This is a genomic window from Candidatus Cybelea sp., assembly GCA_036489315.1.
Taxonomy (GTDB): Bacteria; Vulcanimicrobiota; Vulcanimicrobiia; order Vulcanimicrobiales; family Vulcanimicrobiaceae; genus Cybelea.
In genome coordinates, this window is sequence record DASXFZ010000041.1 from 15,892 (window position 1) to 31,685 (window position 15,794).

Below are 15,794 nucleotides of genomic sequence, written 5' to 3' on the forward strand. Positions count from 1 at the left end.
GAGCCGAGAGCCGAAGTTTACGACTTGGTAATCGAGGCTCTCGGCGACGAAGAGATGGGGCAAATGTAGCCCCTAAGCCGGCATATCTTTCTTTTGGTCGGGGTGGTAGATCAACGTCGGCGCCTCTTTCTTCTCGATGACGTCTTTGTTGACGACGCACTTCTTCACGCCTTGCAGTGAGGGGAGATCGTACATCACCTCGAGCATCGTCTCTTCCAGAATCGAGCGAAGTCCGCGCGCACCCGTCTTGCGGCGCTGTGCCTTGTTGGCGATCGCGACGAGCGCTTCTTTGGTGAACTGCAGGTCGACGCCATCCATGTTGAGGATCTTCTGGAACTGGCGAACGAGTGCATTGCGCGGTTCGGTGAGGATGCGGCGCAGCGCCAGCTCGTCGAGCGCATCGAGCGTTACGACGATCGGCAGACGCCCGATGAACTCCGGAATCAAGCCGAAGCGCAGCAAATCCTCGGGCATCAGCTGCTGGAAGAGTTTGCCCAGCCGCATGTCGCGCTTGCCTTCGGGCTGCGCCCGGAAGCCCATGTTATTCGCCGCGACCCGGGACTCGATGATCCGTTCGAGGCCGTCGAAGGCGCCGCCGCAGATAAAGAGCACGTTGGTCGTATCGATCTGGATGAACTCTTGATGCGGATGCTTGCGGCCACCTTGCGGCGGGACATTGGCCGTGGTGCCTTCGAGAATCTTGAGCAGCGCCTGCTGCACGCCTTCGCCCGAAACGTCGCGGGTGATCGAGGGGTTTTCGCTCTTTCGCGCGATCTTGTCGATCTCGTCGATGTAGACGATGCCCTTTTCGGCGCGCTTGACGTCGTAGTCGGCCGCCTGAATGAGCTTCAGCAGAATGTTCTCGACGTCTTCGCCGACGTAGCCGGCCTCGGTCAGCGAGGTCGCATCGGCCATCGCGAGCGGAACGTCGAGGATCTTCGCCAGCGTCTGTGCGAGGTAGGTCTTGCCCGAACCCGTCGGCCCAACCAGCAGAATGTTCGACTTTTGAAGCTCGACGTCGTCGGCCGTGCCGCCGGCGTTGATGCGCTTGTAATGGTTGTAGACCGCGACGGCCAGCGACTTCTTCGCGCGCTCCTGCCCGATCACGTACTGATTGAGAATGTGGTTGATCTCTTTGGGCTTCGGGATGTTGCGTAGGCGCAGGCTCTCGTCGACGTTTTTGTAGAGCTCTTCCTCGATGATCTCGTTACAAAGCTCGATGCACTCGTCGCAAATATAGACCCCTGGGCCGGCGATCAATTTGCGAACCTGCTCCTGGGACTTTCCACAGAAGCTACATTTCAGCTGACCTTTGTCGTCTCCAAAGCGAAACATCAGCTTCCGGGGTCCCCCTACCTCCTATGCCGGTATCGGCAAGCCATGGCGGTTTTCGATAATTTCGTCGATTATCCCGTAGTCCTTGGCCTCCTGGGCAGTCATATAATAATCCCGCTCGATGTCTTTGAGAACCTGGTCGAGCGGTTTTTTGGTGGTTTCCTGGTAGATCCGCGCCACCGTATGCCGGGTAGCGACCAGGTCGCGGGCGGCAATCTCGATCTCGGTCGCCTGGCCGCCGATTTGCTGGACAAAGGGCTGATGGATCACGACCTTGGAGTTCGGAAGGGCATACCGCTTTCCGGCGGCTCCTCCCGTTAACAGGATCGACCCCATCGAGGCCGCCAGGCCCATGCAGATCGTGGCCACGTCCGGCTTAATGAAGCGCATCGCGTCGTACATCGCCAGTCCCGCCGTAACGCTCCCGCCGGGGCTGTTGAGGTACATATCGATGTCCTTGTCCGGGTCTTCTTTTTCGAGGAAGAGCAGCTGTGCAATGACCAGACTCGACATATTGTCGTCGATCACGCCGCCGACGAAGACGATGCGGTCTTTGAGCAACCGCGAATAGATGTCGTAGGCGCGTTCACCTCGTGCCGTTTGCTCCACGACCATCGGTACTAAATGTCCCATGAATCGTTTAACTACGACACCGAACGCGTAGTTTCTTGGTCGCCCTCGACCTCCGCGCTATCGATCAGCAGCTCGAGCGTTTTGGTTCGCACGATGCCCTCCATCAAGGAGAGCAAGTTGTTGCCTAGCGCCTTGCGTATACGCGCCGCCGGCTGACCGTATCGGCGTGCGAGCGTTTCGAGTTCTTCGGAAACGTCCGAGGGCGTCGCTGCGACTTTTTCGGCTTTTGCGATCTGCTCGACCAAAAGCGTGGTTTTTACGCGCGATTCGGCCTCCGGGCGAAGCGAGGCTCGCAGATCTTCGTCGCCCTGCGAGGCCGCGCCGGCCGCGGCATCCTCCACCAGACGGTCGAGCTCCGCTTCGACCATCGTCGGCGGCAGCGCGAAATCGTGGCTGGCGAGGAGCTTTTCGACGACCTCGTTCCCGATGGCCCGGCGGCGGCGGGATTTCGCCACGGCCTCGAGCCGGTAGCGGAGGTCGGCTCTCAATTCCTCGACCGTCTGGTTGCTGGAAACGGCCCGCGCGAACTCGTCGTCGATTGCCGGCAGTTCGTATTCTTTGAGTTCGTGCAGGCTGATGGCGAAGACGGCAGGCTTGCCGGCCACCGCAGCCGAGGGATAGTCATCGGGGAAGCGCACCTCGACGTTCCGGCTTTCGCCGGCGTTCATCCCGACGATGCCGGCAACGAACCCTGGAACGAAGCGGCCCTCGGAGAGGTCGACGCTCTGGCCTTGGGCGCTTCCGCCATCAAACGGGACGCCGTCGATGGTCCCGGCGTAGTCGATCGTCGCAAGGTCGCCCATGGCCGCGGGCCGGGCAACCGGAACGAGCGTCGCACGCTCTTTGGCGAGCGCGGCCAGGCTCCGTTCCACGTCGTCGTCGGTCACCTCGATCGGCGGGCGAGCAACGCTGATTCCCATGTACTTGCCGAGTTCGATGGCCGGGCGGACCTCGACGGTCGCCTTCAGCCGGACCGGGCGCCCGTCGCTCTCCTCGATCACTTCGACTTTGGGGCGATCCACCGGGTCGAGGTCGTGCTCGCGCACCGCCTTGGCATAGACCTCGGGAATCACGTCCTCAACGGCTTGGCTCGTGACCGCTTCGCTGCCATAGGTCTGCTCGAAAATCTTGCGAGGGACTTTCCCGGCGCGGAATCCGGGCAGGCGCACGCCTTTGGAGAGTTTGCGGTAGGCTCGCTCCTCGGCCGCCGCGAGCTCATCTGCACCGATCGAGAACTCAAGCGCCACCTCGGTGGGCGCGAGTCGGGTCAAAGTCGAGCTGGTCATATCTAATAAATTAGCGGAAGACGAGATTCGAACTCGCGACCCTCGCCTTGGCAAGGCGATGCTCTACCACTGAGCTACTTCCGCACGAACCCTTCCGTTGGCGCGCAGCGCGCAATGGGCAAGCAGAGACTCGAACTCTGACGGGTCGCCCCACTGGAACCTAAATCCAGCGCGTCTGCCAGTTCCGCCACTTGCCCGGCGACCTCCTTAGATAGAACGCCTCCGATGCTTTTCCTTCCGGTGTAGCGGCGCTTGGTGGCTCTGCTATGATTGACCGATGCGTCAGCTTCCCATCGCGCTGCTTCTTTTTGCGTTTGCTGCAGCGTGCAACAGCACCAACGACATTCCTCACACGGCCCTGCCGGGGCCCTCGACCGCCCCGTCCGGGAAGGTCGACACCGAGTTCATCGTCGACGGCCGCTACATCGACCTCAAGCGAGTCCGGCTGGATTCTTCGGCGATTCGGCCGGCCGCTGCGAAGAAGTTCTTCCTTAAGGGCCTGGTCTATTGGCCGACGCCGATCGGTAAGGACGTCTCCGACCCGCCGATGCTCGACGATGCGCTGCGCGACGGCAACGAAGCGGTCTGGTCGCGCGATCTTCCGCTCATCCGTGCCGCAGGCGCCAACGCGATCCACGTCTACAACGTCGTGCCGCCGGACTTCGACAAGGATACCGGGCCGATCACAAAGTTCCTCAACGCCGCCTGGAACGGCGGGAAGAAGCCGGTCTACGTTCTGATGAGCATCCACTTTACGGGCGAGAAACTGCTCAACGACGGGGCCGTCAAATCGCTGGCCACGCAGTATCACGATCTCGACGCGAAGTACGCGAAGTACCCTGCCGTCTTCGGCGTGTCGATCAGCAACGAGATCGGCGCCGACAACTTCCTCACGAATGCGAAATGGTGGCAAGGCTTCAACACGGTCGCAAAGGCGGCGAAAAAGGGCTTTGCCGACGGCGGCGATCCCGACAAGATCGTCACGACCTCCGAACCCGACGGGGAGATCGGTTTCGTCAAAGCGGGCGAGAAGTTCGGTGCGGCGGTTGACGCGTGGGGAATTAACATCTACCGCGGACGCACCTTTACCTCGCTCTTCAAAGAGCTCAAGCAGACGACGAGCAAACCCACGATGCTGACCGAGTACGGCGCGAGCGCCGCGTATCACGTCGACTGGACCAATACCTACGACTGGCGCAACGGCATCAATCAGCCCGGCGCGTGTCATCCCGACAAACAGTCCGGCCCCGATAACCGCGACGTCAAGGAGCTTCCTAAGAACGGCGATCCAGGAATGCCGGGGCTCGTCGACCTGGTCTGGAACAACGGCCGGTGGCTGAGCGACGGATTCGAAGACGGCGGCGTGCTTGCCGGCGGCTTCTACTTTGAGTGGAGCGACGAGTGGTGGAAGAGCGGGAACAAGGATAAGCACGTCGGCAACATCGCCTTCAACGGACACTATCCCGGATGCAGCAACGACGAGGCATGGTTTGGGCTGAACTCGGTCTCGCGCGGGAGCGGCGTACTCGACGTGCTGACGCCGCGACCCACCTTAAAGCAGATCACGCAGAGTTGGGCGGCGGCGCCGTAGCGGCGCGTGGCGGGCGCTGCTGCAGCTACGCTTCTTTAGGCAACGTTTCGTAAAAGGTTACGACGTTGCCAAGAGGGTCGGCAATCGCCATCGAGATCTCGCCCCATTCTTGTTTGCGCAGGCCGGGCCGCGAATGCCGGTACTGTTTCTCGAGGAGCGCCTCTTGGTAGGCGCGCAGCCCCGGCGTCTCGATCCGAATGTGCGCTCCGAAGGTGCCGTCTCCAAAGTGCTCGCTCAAGTGAAGTACGGCATCGTCTCGCGATATCTGCGCGTACAGCGGAAGATTCGCAGCGAAATAATGTTCCCAGTCGATCTGAAAACCTAAGAAGCCGCAATAAAAGTCCTTTGCTTTCGCCACGTCGAGAATGCGTAAAATCGGTACGACACGTCCCATTGCTCAGATTTACCGCCAGGCATCGTGAAAGTCTTTCCAGCTTACCTCCGAGGATAAGGCGAGAAGGTCGTGCCGACGCTGTGGCCCGAACCCCGCCATTCTTATGTCGACTAGCAGTGACGCCCTAAAACGCGACGTCTTACCGATTCCTGACGAGCAGTTCGTCGGGCTCACGACCTACGATGCGAAGGATCCGAACACGAAGTATCCTCCCATCAAGCCCCTGCGCCCGCCTGCGGGCGCGCCGAACGTTCTGATCGTGCTGATCGACGACGCCGGCTTTGGCGCCTCATCGGCCTTCGGCGGGCCGTGTCACACGCCCAACGCCGAGAAGCTCGCCGGGCGCGGCTTGAAGTACACGCGCTTTCATACGACAGCGCTCTGCTCGCCAACGCGAGCGGCGCTGCTGACCGGACGCAACCACCATTCGGTCGGCATGGGCGCGATCACCGAGATGGCGACCTCGGCGCCGGGCAATAGCAGCGTCCGTCCAAAGAGCAAGGCACCCCTCGCGGAGATTCTCCTGCTCAACGGTTACTCGACGGCACAGTTCGGCAAGTGCCACGAAGTGCCGATGTGGGAAGTTTCACCCGTGGGGCCGTTTCATCAGTGGCCGACCGGCTCGGGCTTCGAACATTTCTACGGTTTCGTCGGCGGCGAGGCGAACCAGTACTATCCGGGGCTCTACGAGGGCACGAGGGCCGTCGACCCGCCCAAGACGCCCGAAGAAGGCTACACGCTGACCGAAGACCTGGCCGATCGCGCGATCACGTGGATTCGCCAGCAGAAAGCGATGATGCCCGATAAGCCGTTCTTCGTTTACTTTGCTCCCGGCGCGACGCACGCGCCGCATCACGTTCCCAAGGAGTGGTCGGATAAGTACCGCGGCCAGTTCGACGACGGCTGGGACAAGCTGCGCGAAAAGACGTTCGCGCGTCAGAAAGAACTCGGCGTGATTCCCGAGGATGCGGAACTCACCAAGCGCCATGCGGAGATCCCGGCCTGGGACGAGATGCCGGCCGATCTCAAGCCGGTCTTGGCGCGGCAGATGGAGATCTACGCCGGATTTCTCGAGCAGGTCGACCATCACGCCGGCCGCCTTTTTCACACGCTCGACGAGCTCGGTATCCTTGAGGACACGCTGATCTACTACATCATCGGCGATAACGGCGCGTCGGCGGAGGGCACGCTCAAGGGGTGCTTCAACGAGATGACGACGCTTAACGGAATGCCCGGCATCGAGACGACGGAGTTTCTGCTCAGCCGGATCGACGATTTCGGAACGCCGAAGGCGTACAATCACTACGCCGTCGGCTGGGCGCACGCGTTGTGCACGCCGTATCAGTGGACCAAACAGGTTGCCTCGCACTACGGAGGCACGCGTAACGGTACGATCGTCGCGTGGCCGAGCCGCATCCGCTCCAAGGGCGAGACGCGCGATCAGTTTCATCACGTTATCGACGTCGCGAAGACGGTTTTAGACGTTACCGGCGTTCCCGAACCCCGCAGCGTCAACGGCATCGACCAGGCGCCGCTGGAGGGCGTGAGCATGGCGCCCACCTTTGACAACGCAAAGGCTCCCGAAGAGCATTCGGTCCAGTACTTCGAGATGTTCGGAAACCGCGGGCTGTATCACCAGGGCTGGACGGCAGTGACCAAGCACCGCACCCCGTGGACGACCGACCAGCCGCCGCCGTTCGACGACGACGTGTGGGAACTGTACGCTCCCGACGACTGGTCGCAGGCACGCAACGTGGTCGCCGATCATCCAGAGAAGCTCGCGGAGATGCAGCGGCTCTGGCTCATCGAAGCGGTGAAATACAACGTCGTACCGCTTGACGACCGCAGCTACGAACGCATCAACCCCGATCTCGCCGGCCGTCCGCAACTGGTTACCGGAACGTCGCAGACGCTTTTTGCCGGCATGCGGGTCGCCGAAGGCTGCATCATCAACCTCAAAAACAAATCGCACTCTGTGACCGCGGAGATTACCGTTCCCGACGAAGGCGCGAAGGGCGTGATCGTCACGCAAGGCGGCTTCGTTGGCGGCTGGACGCTCTACGCAAACGAGGGGCGACTGAAGTACTGTTACAACTTCTTTGGCCTCGAACACTACTTCACCGAAACTTCCCAGCCGATTCCGTCCGGCAAGCATCAGGTGCGAATGGAGTTCAAATACGACGGGGGCGGCCTCGCCAAGGGCGGCGACGTCACGCTCTACTGCGACGGCAAAGAAGTTGGAAAAGGCCGCGTCGATAAAACCGAGCCCATGGGTTACTCGGCCGACGAGGCGTGTGACGTTGGCTCCGACACCGGCTCGCCCGCCTCTCCGGATTACGGCGCGACCGGCAACGCCTTCAACGGAAAGGTCGAATGGGTTCGCCTCGATATCGGCGACGACGACCACAGTCACCTCATCAGTGCCGAGGATCAGATCAAGGTGGCGATGGCGCGCCAGTAGATGGTTCACGAGCCGCGAGCCTCTTGAGCCGGGTAAGGGGTACGAATGAGTAAGTCTGCAGGTTCTAACGGGAAGCGCAAAAGCGTCACCCTGCAAGTCGTAGCGAAGCCACCTAAAGGCGCCGCCGTGCTAAACTTCTCTGGCGGCCCGTTTATCGCAGAAGCGCATCCCGATACGAATTATGTTTGCGGAACATGTAAGGTTGTGCGGTTCTTCTTCTCATGGCCAACGTTAACCCGAAGGTCGTCCAGCAACGGCTCAGCCACGCTTCCATAACCCTCACCATGGACGCGTACGCGGCCTGGTGAGCCTCTTCGCTAAGCCCGCCAAACGGAAAACGGCCTAACTGCCGTGCATTTGCCGGACATGCTCGAAACTCGAGAAAAAGAAAGCCTCACGAAACATTATATCCCGCAAGGCTTTCAAATCTCTGCACCGCGAAGGACTCGAACCTTCAACCAACTGATTAAGAGTCAGCTGCTCTACCATTGAGCTAGCGGTGCATATGCCTTTATCTATTAAGTTTTTGGCCTAGGCCCTTTTTCTTGGTCCGCCTAAGGTCCACCTTACGCGGCCTCGTTCTTGCCCTTGAGGTCCCGTAGGGCCGCAAAGGTTTCGCCCATGGCGCCGGCAGCGACCTTCTGCATTGGTCGGGATGTAAGCGCTGCAGGTCTTAAGGGTAAAGCCGATTTCTTTGTGGCCGAGCCTCTCGGACACGATCTCGGGGTGGATGTTGTGAAGGAGTAGCTGGATCGCGCAGTTGTGACGGAGACGATGGACCACGACACCCCCTGTAGACCGGCCGCCTCGCAAATTGCCCGCCAGACTTCGGCGTAGAAGTGGAGCTGGAGTGGCTAGGATGTACGTCCCCAAGCCTGTGACTCGATCTTCCATTCGCCTCCGTGCTTTGCGAATGTGTACGCCAGGGTGCCGGTTCGAGCGACGGTTTGATTGTTGATCGTCACGGTCAGCGTCCCTGAGATGACGGCGTAAGCATAGGACCCTTCGACATTCCAGAACCCCATTTCGTATGAGAGGTGCTCATAGGTCACGTGAAGGTCCTTACGCCATTTCGCGGACATCAGCGAGCCAGTTATCTGGAGCATTGGGATTCAGCCAGCGATATGGGGCTATACCGTCGATAATAATTGCCGTGTCGCCGAAAACGCTTCGGAATAGGGCGCCGTCCTGGGTGTTGAATCCATTGATGTGGTTATCTATGAGACTCTGAATTTCAAGCGGTAGTGCGGGCGTAATGGTCATCCTCCCATGTTGTCCAACCATATCACGTTCCGGGGATCAGTAGGGCGGGCCCAGGCCCGCAGGATCACCTTGCCCCGATGGCGCCGGAAAGGCCAACAAGGCCATTCGGTCAGTAACGATCCGAGCTGCTGGCAATGACGTCGCGGCGCGATTTCAACACTGCGACGCCGGCGAAAAACCGAGGGCTCCAGCACGAGCGAGCAAGCGCTGACTAGCGTGCTAACTAGCGCGCATTTTTCGTTAATACGTCAACGTTTTCAAACATTGGTAATCGGCTCGTTTGCCAGGGGAAGCGAGCGAGTTGCTACCGTAGTAGTTTGCACGGTTTCCACCACCATTGCGTCGGTGGCATCGTTTAGCACCATAGCTGCGAAGGAGTTCAAGGTGCGTATACTACTCGTTCTAACGGTTGCTGCGACACTTGGTCTTTCCGCATGTTCTGGCGGCTCACAAGCCGTGCCCGGTGGCTCGCAGTCAGTTTCCAGCGCTTCGAAGGCGGTCGCGCCGATGGGTCAGCATATCTATCTAGCCATGGTCGCCCGTAAGCATCCGCATGGGCGACAAATGTTAGCGTGCCCGTCAAAGTATTTCTCGTGTGAGGACGTGACGTGGGGATCTACGACCACGTATCAAACCTGCGTCATGATCGGCTTTTCGTGCTCAAAAGATGCGTGGTACTTCGACCAGACGATGTTTACCTACGAGAATCATCGTCTGTCCTATCGCGTTCTCGGGGCCTTCAGTCCGAATCCTGGCGACCCGGTCCAGGGCTCGCTCACCGAAAGGTTCCAGCTCGCGCCTTCGGGCGGGATGGTTAAATACGACCAGCACATCGTCGCTTGTAATCCCAACTACAGTCCGTCCTGCGTGGCCGGCGACGTGGGAATCATTCCCGACTAGCGACGGTTCTGCGTTCCGCTCATCTAGACGGGAGGCTCGCATGTAGCGAGCCTCCCGTTCGTTTTTCGCGCTGCACGCAGGGCTACTGCTCGAGCTCGTGCACGCTGTTGGAGTTCGTGTCGGTGTAAAACAACGCCGCGTTGGTATCATTGGTCCCCGTTGCCGCCAGCCCAAAGACGCCTTGGGTATGGCTCTTGTCGACGACCTTCGTGGCTAGGATCTGGCCCGCGGGCGTCAACTCGACGAGCTCGTTGGCGGTCCCCTTGGTGTTGGCTACGATAAGGTTTCCGTTTGGCAGCAGCACCGAGGCCAGCGGGGCGTTTAACGGCGAGCCGGCATGAATCAGTTTCCCGCAGGTCGTCTTGGCGTGTTTGCACTGGAACGTCTTGCCGCCCGGCTTAACGACGATCTCATCTTTCTCAAGCAGATTGCTCGCGTGCAAGAACTCAACGACGGTGTTCGTCACGCCATCGACGATGTCGAGCGTATCGGGATAAGAGTTGTATTGAAGGCCCGAGGGGCCGAGTTTGCCTCCAGGGGCGGACTTGTTCACCGCAAAGCCGTCCGCTACTTCGGTCGCCTGCCCGTTACCGTAAAAGCCGACACTGATGCTGACGATCGACCCGGACTCGGCGTTGCTCACGTAGACATAGGCCGGCGAATAGGGCTCCATTGGATTCGCGCTTACCTCTGAGAGCGGCACCTTGAATAGAGAACCCGTATACGCCCTTATCTTCTTGGCCTCTTCGTTGAAGTTTACAACGGTGCCCCCGGCAAAACCCGCGACATACACCTCGGAAGCACCGGTTATCACACTCCCGTCGCAGCCCTTAATCGAGGCATCTGCAACAAAGCGAGTGGGCTTCGAACCCGGAGTTGGGTTCAGTACTTCAACCGTGGTCCCCGCTCCAGCCGCGCCGGACTTATCGCTAAAGTTGCATACGAGCAACTGTCCTTTTTGCAGCAGCCCGTGGCCGCTGGGGACGATCGATATGGAACGGGGACCTTTGTCGCCGTTGTGAGAATCGACCGTCGATCCGATCACGACGTTCTTCGTGAGCTTCTTGAGAATCGACGTCGTGTCGGCCGGCTTCGCCACAGCGTCACGCGAGAAGAGCGGCGACCCGATGCCCTGCGGCGCGCTGCCTACGGGATTGACGCGGCTGGTCGCACAGGCAGAACTCGCAAGGAGCACCACCACGGCGCTGAGCGCGGCACGACTGCGGAATTTCAACATCTCGGAGCCCTCACTTTTGCACATCACGGCGACACCGAGTACACGATGCCGCAACACGAATAGTCGTCTTCTTTCTGACCGCCCCACGTTGTGTTGCCGTACAGAACGCCATTTACCACCGTCAGGCCGGCCACCGGCCCGAAGCCTTGGAGCTGACCTTTAAACGCATACAGCACCGTCTGAGTGCCGGTCTTCGTGAGCTTGTAAACGACTCCGTAGTTACCCGGAGCGCCGAAAGCCGTCGTCCCGAAAAGCACGCCCTTGGCAAAGACGAGTCCGGCATCGGGTGCGGCTCCGTCGGTCCCGTTAAAGCTAAAAATCACCTTTTCTTGGCCCGGGAGCGAGATCGCAAATACGCTCCCCTTGTTGTTTGTGCCGCCCTTGCGCGTCGTACCGTAAAGCACCCCGCGAACCACGAGCAGACGGGCCTGCGGTTCGGCGCCGTCGCCCGCGCCGGCGAAACGGTGGATTATGGTCTCCGCGCCGGCCGGCGTGATCTTAAAGACGGCTCCCCCGCCGGCCGGTCCGCCGCCGGCGCTCGCCGTGCCGTAAAGCGCCCCGTTGAGCACGACCATTCTCGCGAAGGGTTTCTCGCCGTCCTGGCCGCCGCGAAAGCTGTGAAGGACCTTTTCCGTGCCGGACGGGGTGATCGAGAAAACGGTTCCCAGATTGTTCGCGCCGCCCTGGTAGGTCGTGCCGTAAAGGGTACCGTTGAAGTTTACCAGGCTCGCGCGCGGATAGCTTCCGTCGGCATTCGCGCACTTAAAACTATAGAGGGTGTGCTCAGTGCCCGACGGCGTAATCGTGAAAACGATCCCGCAGTTGTGCGCGCCGCCCTGCTGCGTCGTTCCATAAAACTCGCCCTTTAGGTACGTAACTCCCCCGAACGGGCGTATGCCGTCCTTGCCCCCTGTAAATCGATAGAGCACCGTTTCATCGCCCGAAGTCGTCACTTTGAAGACCGTGCCGTAATACTGCGGCGACCAGCCCGCGTATGTCGTGCCGAAGAGGGCTCCGTTTAAACTGGTGAGGTCGGCAAATGGGCCGCCTCCGTTGGGGCCCCCGGTCCACCGATAGAGCAGCTTGAAAGTGCCGCCCGCGGCCGGTTGGCTGCGTGAAGCGCCATCGACACGCACGAGAGCCGCCGTACGCGGAATCGCCGAGGAGTTGCCCGATTGGGAGCAGGCCGCGAGCATCGCGGCGCAGGGGAGCAGCTTAATTATGTTCACTTTGTATCCTCTGTTCGACGGCTTTCGTCGAGGGAAGCCGGCGGACTGACCGCAACGCCGTAGACGCTCTTGAGGCCGCTTGTAATGCTCTTGATGCGCGTCCCAGCCGGATAGCTGTATTCGTCGACGGAGTTAGCGGCCGTGTTGGTTACGAACACGTAGTGCCCACCCGCATCAAGCGCGAGGAAACGTGGAGAGCCTTGCGCGGCAAAGGTTTTCGTTGGCATGCAAGAGAGTCCGTGACATTTTCCGCCTTTGGCAAAGACCTGAACGCCGGGGAGCGTGGCGTTTGCTACGAGCAGGCTGCCCGCGCTATTCGACACGACCCCCCCGTCTTCCCAGAACTTCAATCCGGACTGCAGGCCGAGATCCTCGCCTTTGGTCGTTCCGTGCCGATATTCGTAGTAGTACATGTACCAGTAGAGGTTCTCGTAGTTCACGTACATGTTGCCGGCGCCATCCAGCGTTAGACCGGTCGGGTAGCAGGAGCAGGGATTTCGAATCGTCGCCGACGGTTCCGCGGAACCCTTGGGAAACTCGACGACCGAGTGGGGAAACGAATAGAAATTCGCAACGTAGAGCATCCCGCTGCCATCGACGGCAACGTCGATCGGACCCGTCAAATCCTTGCTGAACGTCGCGACCGGCGTGTGGCCGCCTTCGCGGTACTCCGCAACGGTATTGCCGGCGGTATTGGCGACGAAGAGGTCGCCCGATTTGTCGACGGCGAGTCCGGCCGGCGCGTCGATGCCCTGCGTGATCGTCGAAAGCTCCTTGACTACCGACCCGGTAAGTTGGAAAACGTGCACTGCCTTGGCGACGGGATCGGAGACGTACAGTTTCAAACGAAGCGTAAAATGCTGTGCGCCCGGCTGGACGCGAAACGGCATGGTCTGCGGTAGCGTCTGGGCACCCTCTCTCGAGCATCCGCCGGCCGATGCCAGCGCGAAAAGCAGCGCGTATCCGCCTATCCGCAGGTTCATATCATTCATCGTCCGGCGCCGTGTTCGTTGCGTGGGCCTCGACGTCGCGGACGTCGTAGGGTGCGAGAATCGGGCGAAACGCGCTGGGCTTCTTCTTGAAGTCGAAGCAGTTCAGCGGCGCCGCGGCGCCCGAGTCGCTGCGCCCGAGCGCCGGCAGATCGAATCGTTGCTCTACGAACTTCAAGATGCTTCCGAACCGGTACGGAGTATGGTCGACGTACCCCGGTTTGGCGAAGGGTGAGATGCAGAGCAGCGGCACCCGCATGCCGAGCCCGTCGAAGCCTTGCTGTTGAGGGCTGACGTCGTCGTACCAGCCGCCCCAGTCATCCCATATCACGAAGATTGCAGTAGAGGACCAGAACTTACTTTTCCCAATGGCGTTAACGACCGACGCCACCCACGATGGCCCACGTTTGCTCTTCGAGCCGGGATGATCGGAAAGCGCGTTTGACGGGATCACCCACGTCACGCCGGCGAGCTGGCCGTTCGCGACGTCGTTCAGTATTTTGGTCTCGGGAAAGGACATGTGTTTTTGCCAATCCGGGCCGTTGCGAATTTTCGCGATCGCATCGAATGCGTTCCAAAGGTAACCGTCGCCCGTTTTCGGCGAGTAGTAGCGCCACGAAACGCCCTTTGAATCCAGACCACCGGCAATCGTCGAGTAGGTGAAACACGGGGTCTCTTCGCCGTAGGGCTGCCCGGCTACATTGAGCACGCCGATGACGTTGCCGGAGGGGCCGTCGCAGCCCCAGGGGGCATCGGCGGGGTGATTGTACGTTCGGCCCGCCCAACCGGCGATCAAAAACTGGTGCGCAACGAAGCTGCCGTCCAACTGAGAGAACATCCGATCGCTCAGCACGTATTGCTGTGCCATGTCCCAGTAGGGCGTGATCTCGGATTTGGAAACGTACTTGTACTGGGGATACGGATCACCGCTACCTTGACCGTTGCTATACTCGTTGGCGAAACCGTCCATTTTGCCCGAATCGTAGGCGGTCTTGGCGTCTTGAAGCCCGTGCGAGATGTCGTAGAAGGCCGCGAGAGAGACGGGCTTTAGCTCAGTCGTCTTTCCGTTGGGCAGTTTTCCCGTCGAGACCGAGTGCGCTCCGGGAAAGCCGTGGAACAGGTTATCGAAGCTGCGATTTTCCTGCACGATTATTACGATGTGATCGATCTGCGAAAGCCCGGCCTGCGGCGCCGGCGGCGTGTTCGCAAAACTGGCCGTCAATACGAGAGCAGCCATAACGATGAAGACGACCCGAATTCCCCGCATCACGGCTTCACTTTGTAGACGACTCCGCAGCAGACGGGTCCGTTTTTGCGCGGGTTGCCGCCGCCCCACGCGGTGGTTCCGTAAAGCTGACCGTTGGCATACATCAAACGTCCCACCGGACCGCGGCCGTGCGATTCGTTGAACCGGTGGAGAATGACTTCGGCGCCGTTTTCACCTATCTTGTAGACGGTACCGTAGCCATTGGTTCCGCCGGCGCTCGTCGTTCCGAAGAGCTCGTCGCCCACGACGACGAGTTTGGAAAGCGGCTTCGCACCGTCCGGACTTCCCTCGAAGCTGTAGAGCACCGTTTTTACGCCGGCGGTCGTGATCGTAAAAACCGTTCCAAGCCCCCGCGCGCCTCCAAGCCGCGTCGTGCCGTAAAGCTTGTTGCCGACGCGCGTCAAGCCCGCGATCGGCTGCGCCCCGTCGGCACCGCCCTTGAAACGGTAAAATATGCTTTCCTGACCGGACATCGAAATCTCGAAGATAGTTCCATAGTTCCCCGCTCCTCCGCCTTCAGATGTCGTGCCGAAAAGCAGGCCGTTTACAGCCGTGAGGCTCGAGTACGGATGCGCCCCGTCGGAGCCCCCGCGGAAGCGATGGAGTACCTTCTCCGGTTGCGATGCTCCGATCTCGAAGACGGTGCCGTTCTGGCTCGAGCCCCCGAGATACGTCGTGCCATAGAGCATGCCGGCAACGTTCGTGAGATCGGAGCGTGGATATTCTCCGTCTTGGCCGCCGCTAAAACTGTGGAGCACCGTTTCCGTTCCGGAGGTCGTAATCGAAAAAACGGTTCCATCCGCCTTTGTACCGCCTTCTTGGGTCGTGCCATATAACAAGCCGTTTACTTCGGTCAATCCGCCAAATGGCTTCGCGCCGTCGGCGCCGCGTTTGAAGTCGTAGAGAACGCTCTCGGCACCGTCGGCCGCGACGGTAAAGACCGCGCCGACCTCCTTGCCTCCACTATAGGCCGTCCCGTAAAACGTGCCGTCGACCTCGGTGAGGCCGTCGAAGGGCGTCGCAGCATCCGGAACGTTCTTAAAACCGTAGATCACTTGATAAGGATGGGCGACCCCGCTCGACGCGTTTGCAGGGTTGACTCGAACGTCGGGCCCGATATTCATCGGCGAACACGCCGCGAAAACGGCGCTGCAAACGACTAATATGCCCGCGCATCGGCAACCTAACTTTGCAAGAATCCGCACGGCG

Annotated in this window: 14 protein-coding genes and 3 tRNA genes; 3 read left to right on the plus strand and 14 right to left on the minus strand. The window is 60.2% G+C overall.

Features of this window, described 5'->3' with window-relative positions; all coding sequences use genetic code 11:
* Positions 1-72: 72 nt before the first annotated feature.
* From clpX to VGG51_08805, 5 genes are all read right to left on the minus strand, one after another.
* On the minus strand, positions 73-1,335 hold the full coding sequence (gene clpX / locus VGG51_08785) for an ATP-dependent Clp protease ATP-binding subunit ClpX (protein ID HEY1883123.1): 1,263 nt from the start codon (positions 1,333-1,335) through the stop codon (positions 73-75).
* Positions 1,336-1,359: 24 nt separating this feature from the next.
* A complete protein-coding gene (locus VGG51_08790; protein ID HEY1883124.1) occupies positions 1,360-1,968 on the minus strand; it encodes an ATP-dependent Clp protease proteolytic subunit in 609 nt (202 codons plus the stop codon).
* A gap of 11 nt (positions 1,969-1,979) precedes the next feature.
* Entirely contained in the window at positions 1,980-3,254 is a 1,275-nt protein-coding gene (tig, locus tag VGG51_08795) for a trigger factor (protein ID HEY1883125.1), read from the minus strand.
* A 12-nt stretch (positions 3,255-3,266) separates the two neighbouring features.
* Positions 3,267-3,338 (minus strand) — tRNA-Gly (locus VGG51_08800).
* Between the two features lie 31 nt (positions 3,339-3,369).
* A tRNA-Leu gene (locus VGG51_08805) sits at positions 3,370-3,451 on the minus strand.
* A gap of 80 nt (positions 3,452-3,531) precedes the next feature.
* Between VGG51_08805 and VGG51_08810 the strand changes: the two genes are divergently transcribed.
* Positions 3,532-4,845 (plus strand): hypothetical protein, encoded by a 1,314-nt coding sequence (locus tag VGG51_08810; GenBank protein HEY1883126.1) that lies wholly within the window; start codon positions 3,532-3,534, stop codon positions 4,843-4,845.
* A 25-nt stretch (positions 4,846-4,870) separates the two neighbouring features.
* Here VGG51_08810 and VGG51_08815 read toward each other — a convergent pair whose 3' ends face one another.
* Complete coding sequence (locus VGG51_08815) at positions 4,871-5,239, minus strand: glyoxalase superfamily protein (protein ID HEY1883127.1); 369 nt, start codon at positions 5,237-5,239, stop codon at positions 4,871-4,873.
* A gap of 103 nt (positions 5,240-5,342) precedes the next feature.
* On the opposite strand from VGG51_08815, the gene VGG51_08820 reads away from it, so the two are divergent.
* Complete coding sequence (locus VGG51_08820; protein ID HEY1883128.1) at positions 5,343-7,700, plus strand: arylsulfatase; 2,358 nt, start codon at positions 5,343-5,345, stop codon at positions 7,698-7,700.
* A gap of 431 nt (positions 7,701-8,131) precedes the next feature.
* Here the strand turns inward: VGG51_08820 and VGG51_08825 are convergent.
* The 3 genes from VGG51_08825 to VGG51_08835 all read right to left on the minus strand — a co-directional run bounded on the left by VGG51_08825 (position 8,132) and on the right by VGG51_08835 (position 8,963).
* Positions 8,132-8,203 (minus strand) — tRNA-Lys (locus VGG51_08825).
* A 351-nt stretch (positions 8,204-8,554) separates the two neighbouring features.
* The gene (locus tag VGG51_08830; GenBank protein HEY1883129.1) at positions 8,555-8,752 is read right to left on the minus strand and encodes a hypothetical protein; all 198 of its coding nucleotides are present in this window, start codon (positions 8,750-8,752) and stop codon (positions 8,555-8,557) included.
* 10 nt (positions 8,753-8,762) lie between these two features.
* Entirely contained in the window at positions 8,763-8,963 is a 201-nt protein-coding gene (locus VGG51_08835; protein ID HEY1883130.1) for a hypothetical protein, read from the minus strand.
* A 642-nt stretch (positions 8,964-9,605) separates the two neighbouring features.
* On the opposite strand from VGG51_08835, the gene VGG51_08840 reads away from it, so the two are divergent.
* Entirely contained in the window at positions 9,606-9,863 is a 258-nt protein-coding gene (locus VGG51_08840; protein ID HEY1883131.1) for a hypothetical protein, read from the plus strand.
* 82 nt (positions 9,864-9,945) lie between these two features.
* On the opposite strand, the gene VGG51_08845 is transcribed toward VGG51_08840, so the two are convergent.
* Genes VGG51_08845 through VGG51_08865 form a run of 5 tightly spaced genes read right to left on the minus strand, consistent with a single transcriptional unit; the run spans position 9,946 to position 15,709 of the window.
* Entirely contained in the window at positions 9,946-11,157 is a 1,212-nt protein-coding gene (locus tag VGG51_08845) for a hypothetical protein (GenBank protein ID HEY1883132.1), read from the minus strand.
* A complete protein-coding gene (locus tag VGG51_08850; protein HEY1883133.1) occupies positions 11,124-12,329 on the minus strand; it encodes a choice-of-anchor tandem repeat GloVer-containing protein in 1,206 nt (401 codons plus the stop codon). Before VGG51_08850 ends, VGG51_08845 begins: the two co-directional genes overlap by 34 nt.
* Positions 12,326-13,312 (minus strand): hypothetical protein, encoded by a 987-nt coding sequence (locus VGG51_08855; GenBank protein HEY1883134.1) that lies wholly within the window; start codon positions 13,310-13,312, stop codon positions 12,326-12,328. The genes VGG51_08850 and VGG51_08855 overlap by 4 nt, the downstream gene beginning before the upstream one ends.
* 1 nt (position 13,313) lies before the next feature.
* Positions 13,314-14,585 carry an alkaline phosphatase family protein gene (locus tag VGG51_08860; GenBank protein ID HEY1883135.1) on the minus strand — a complete coding sequence of 424 codons (1,272 nt, stop codon included), beginning with the start codon at positions 14,583-14,585 and terminating at the stop codon, positions 13,314-13,316.
* On the minus strand, positions 14,585-15,709 hold the full coding sequence (locus VGG51_08865; GenBank protein HEY1883136.1) for a choice-of-anchor tandem repeat GloVer-containing protein: 1,125 nt from the start codon (positions 15,707-15,709) through the stop codon (positions 14,585-14,587). The genes VGG51_08860 and VGG51_08865 overlap by 1 nt, the downstream gene beginning before the upstream one ends.
* Positions 15,710-15,794 lie beyond the last annotated feature (85 nt).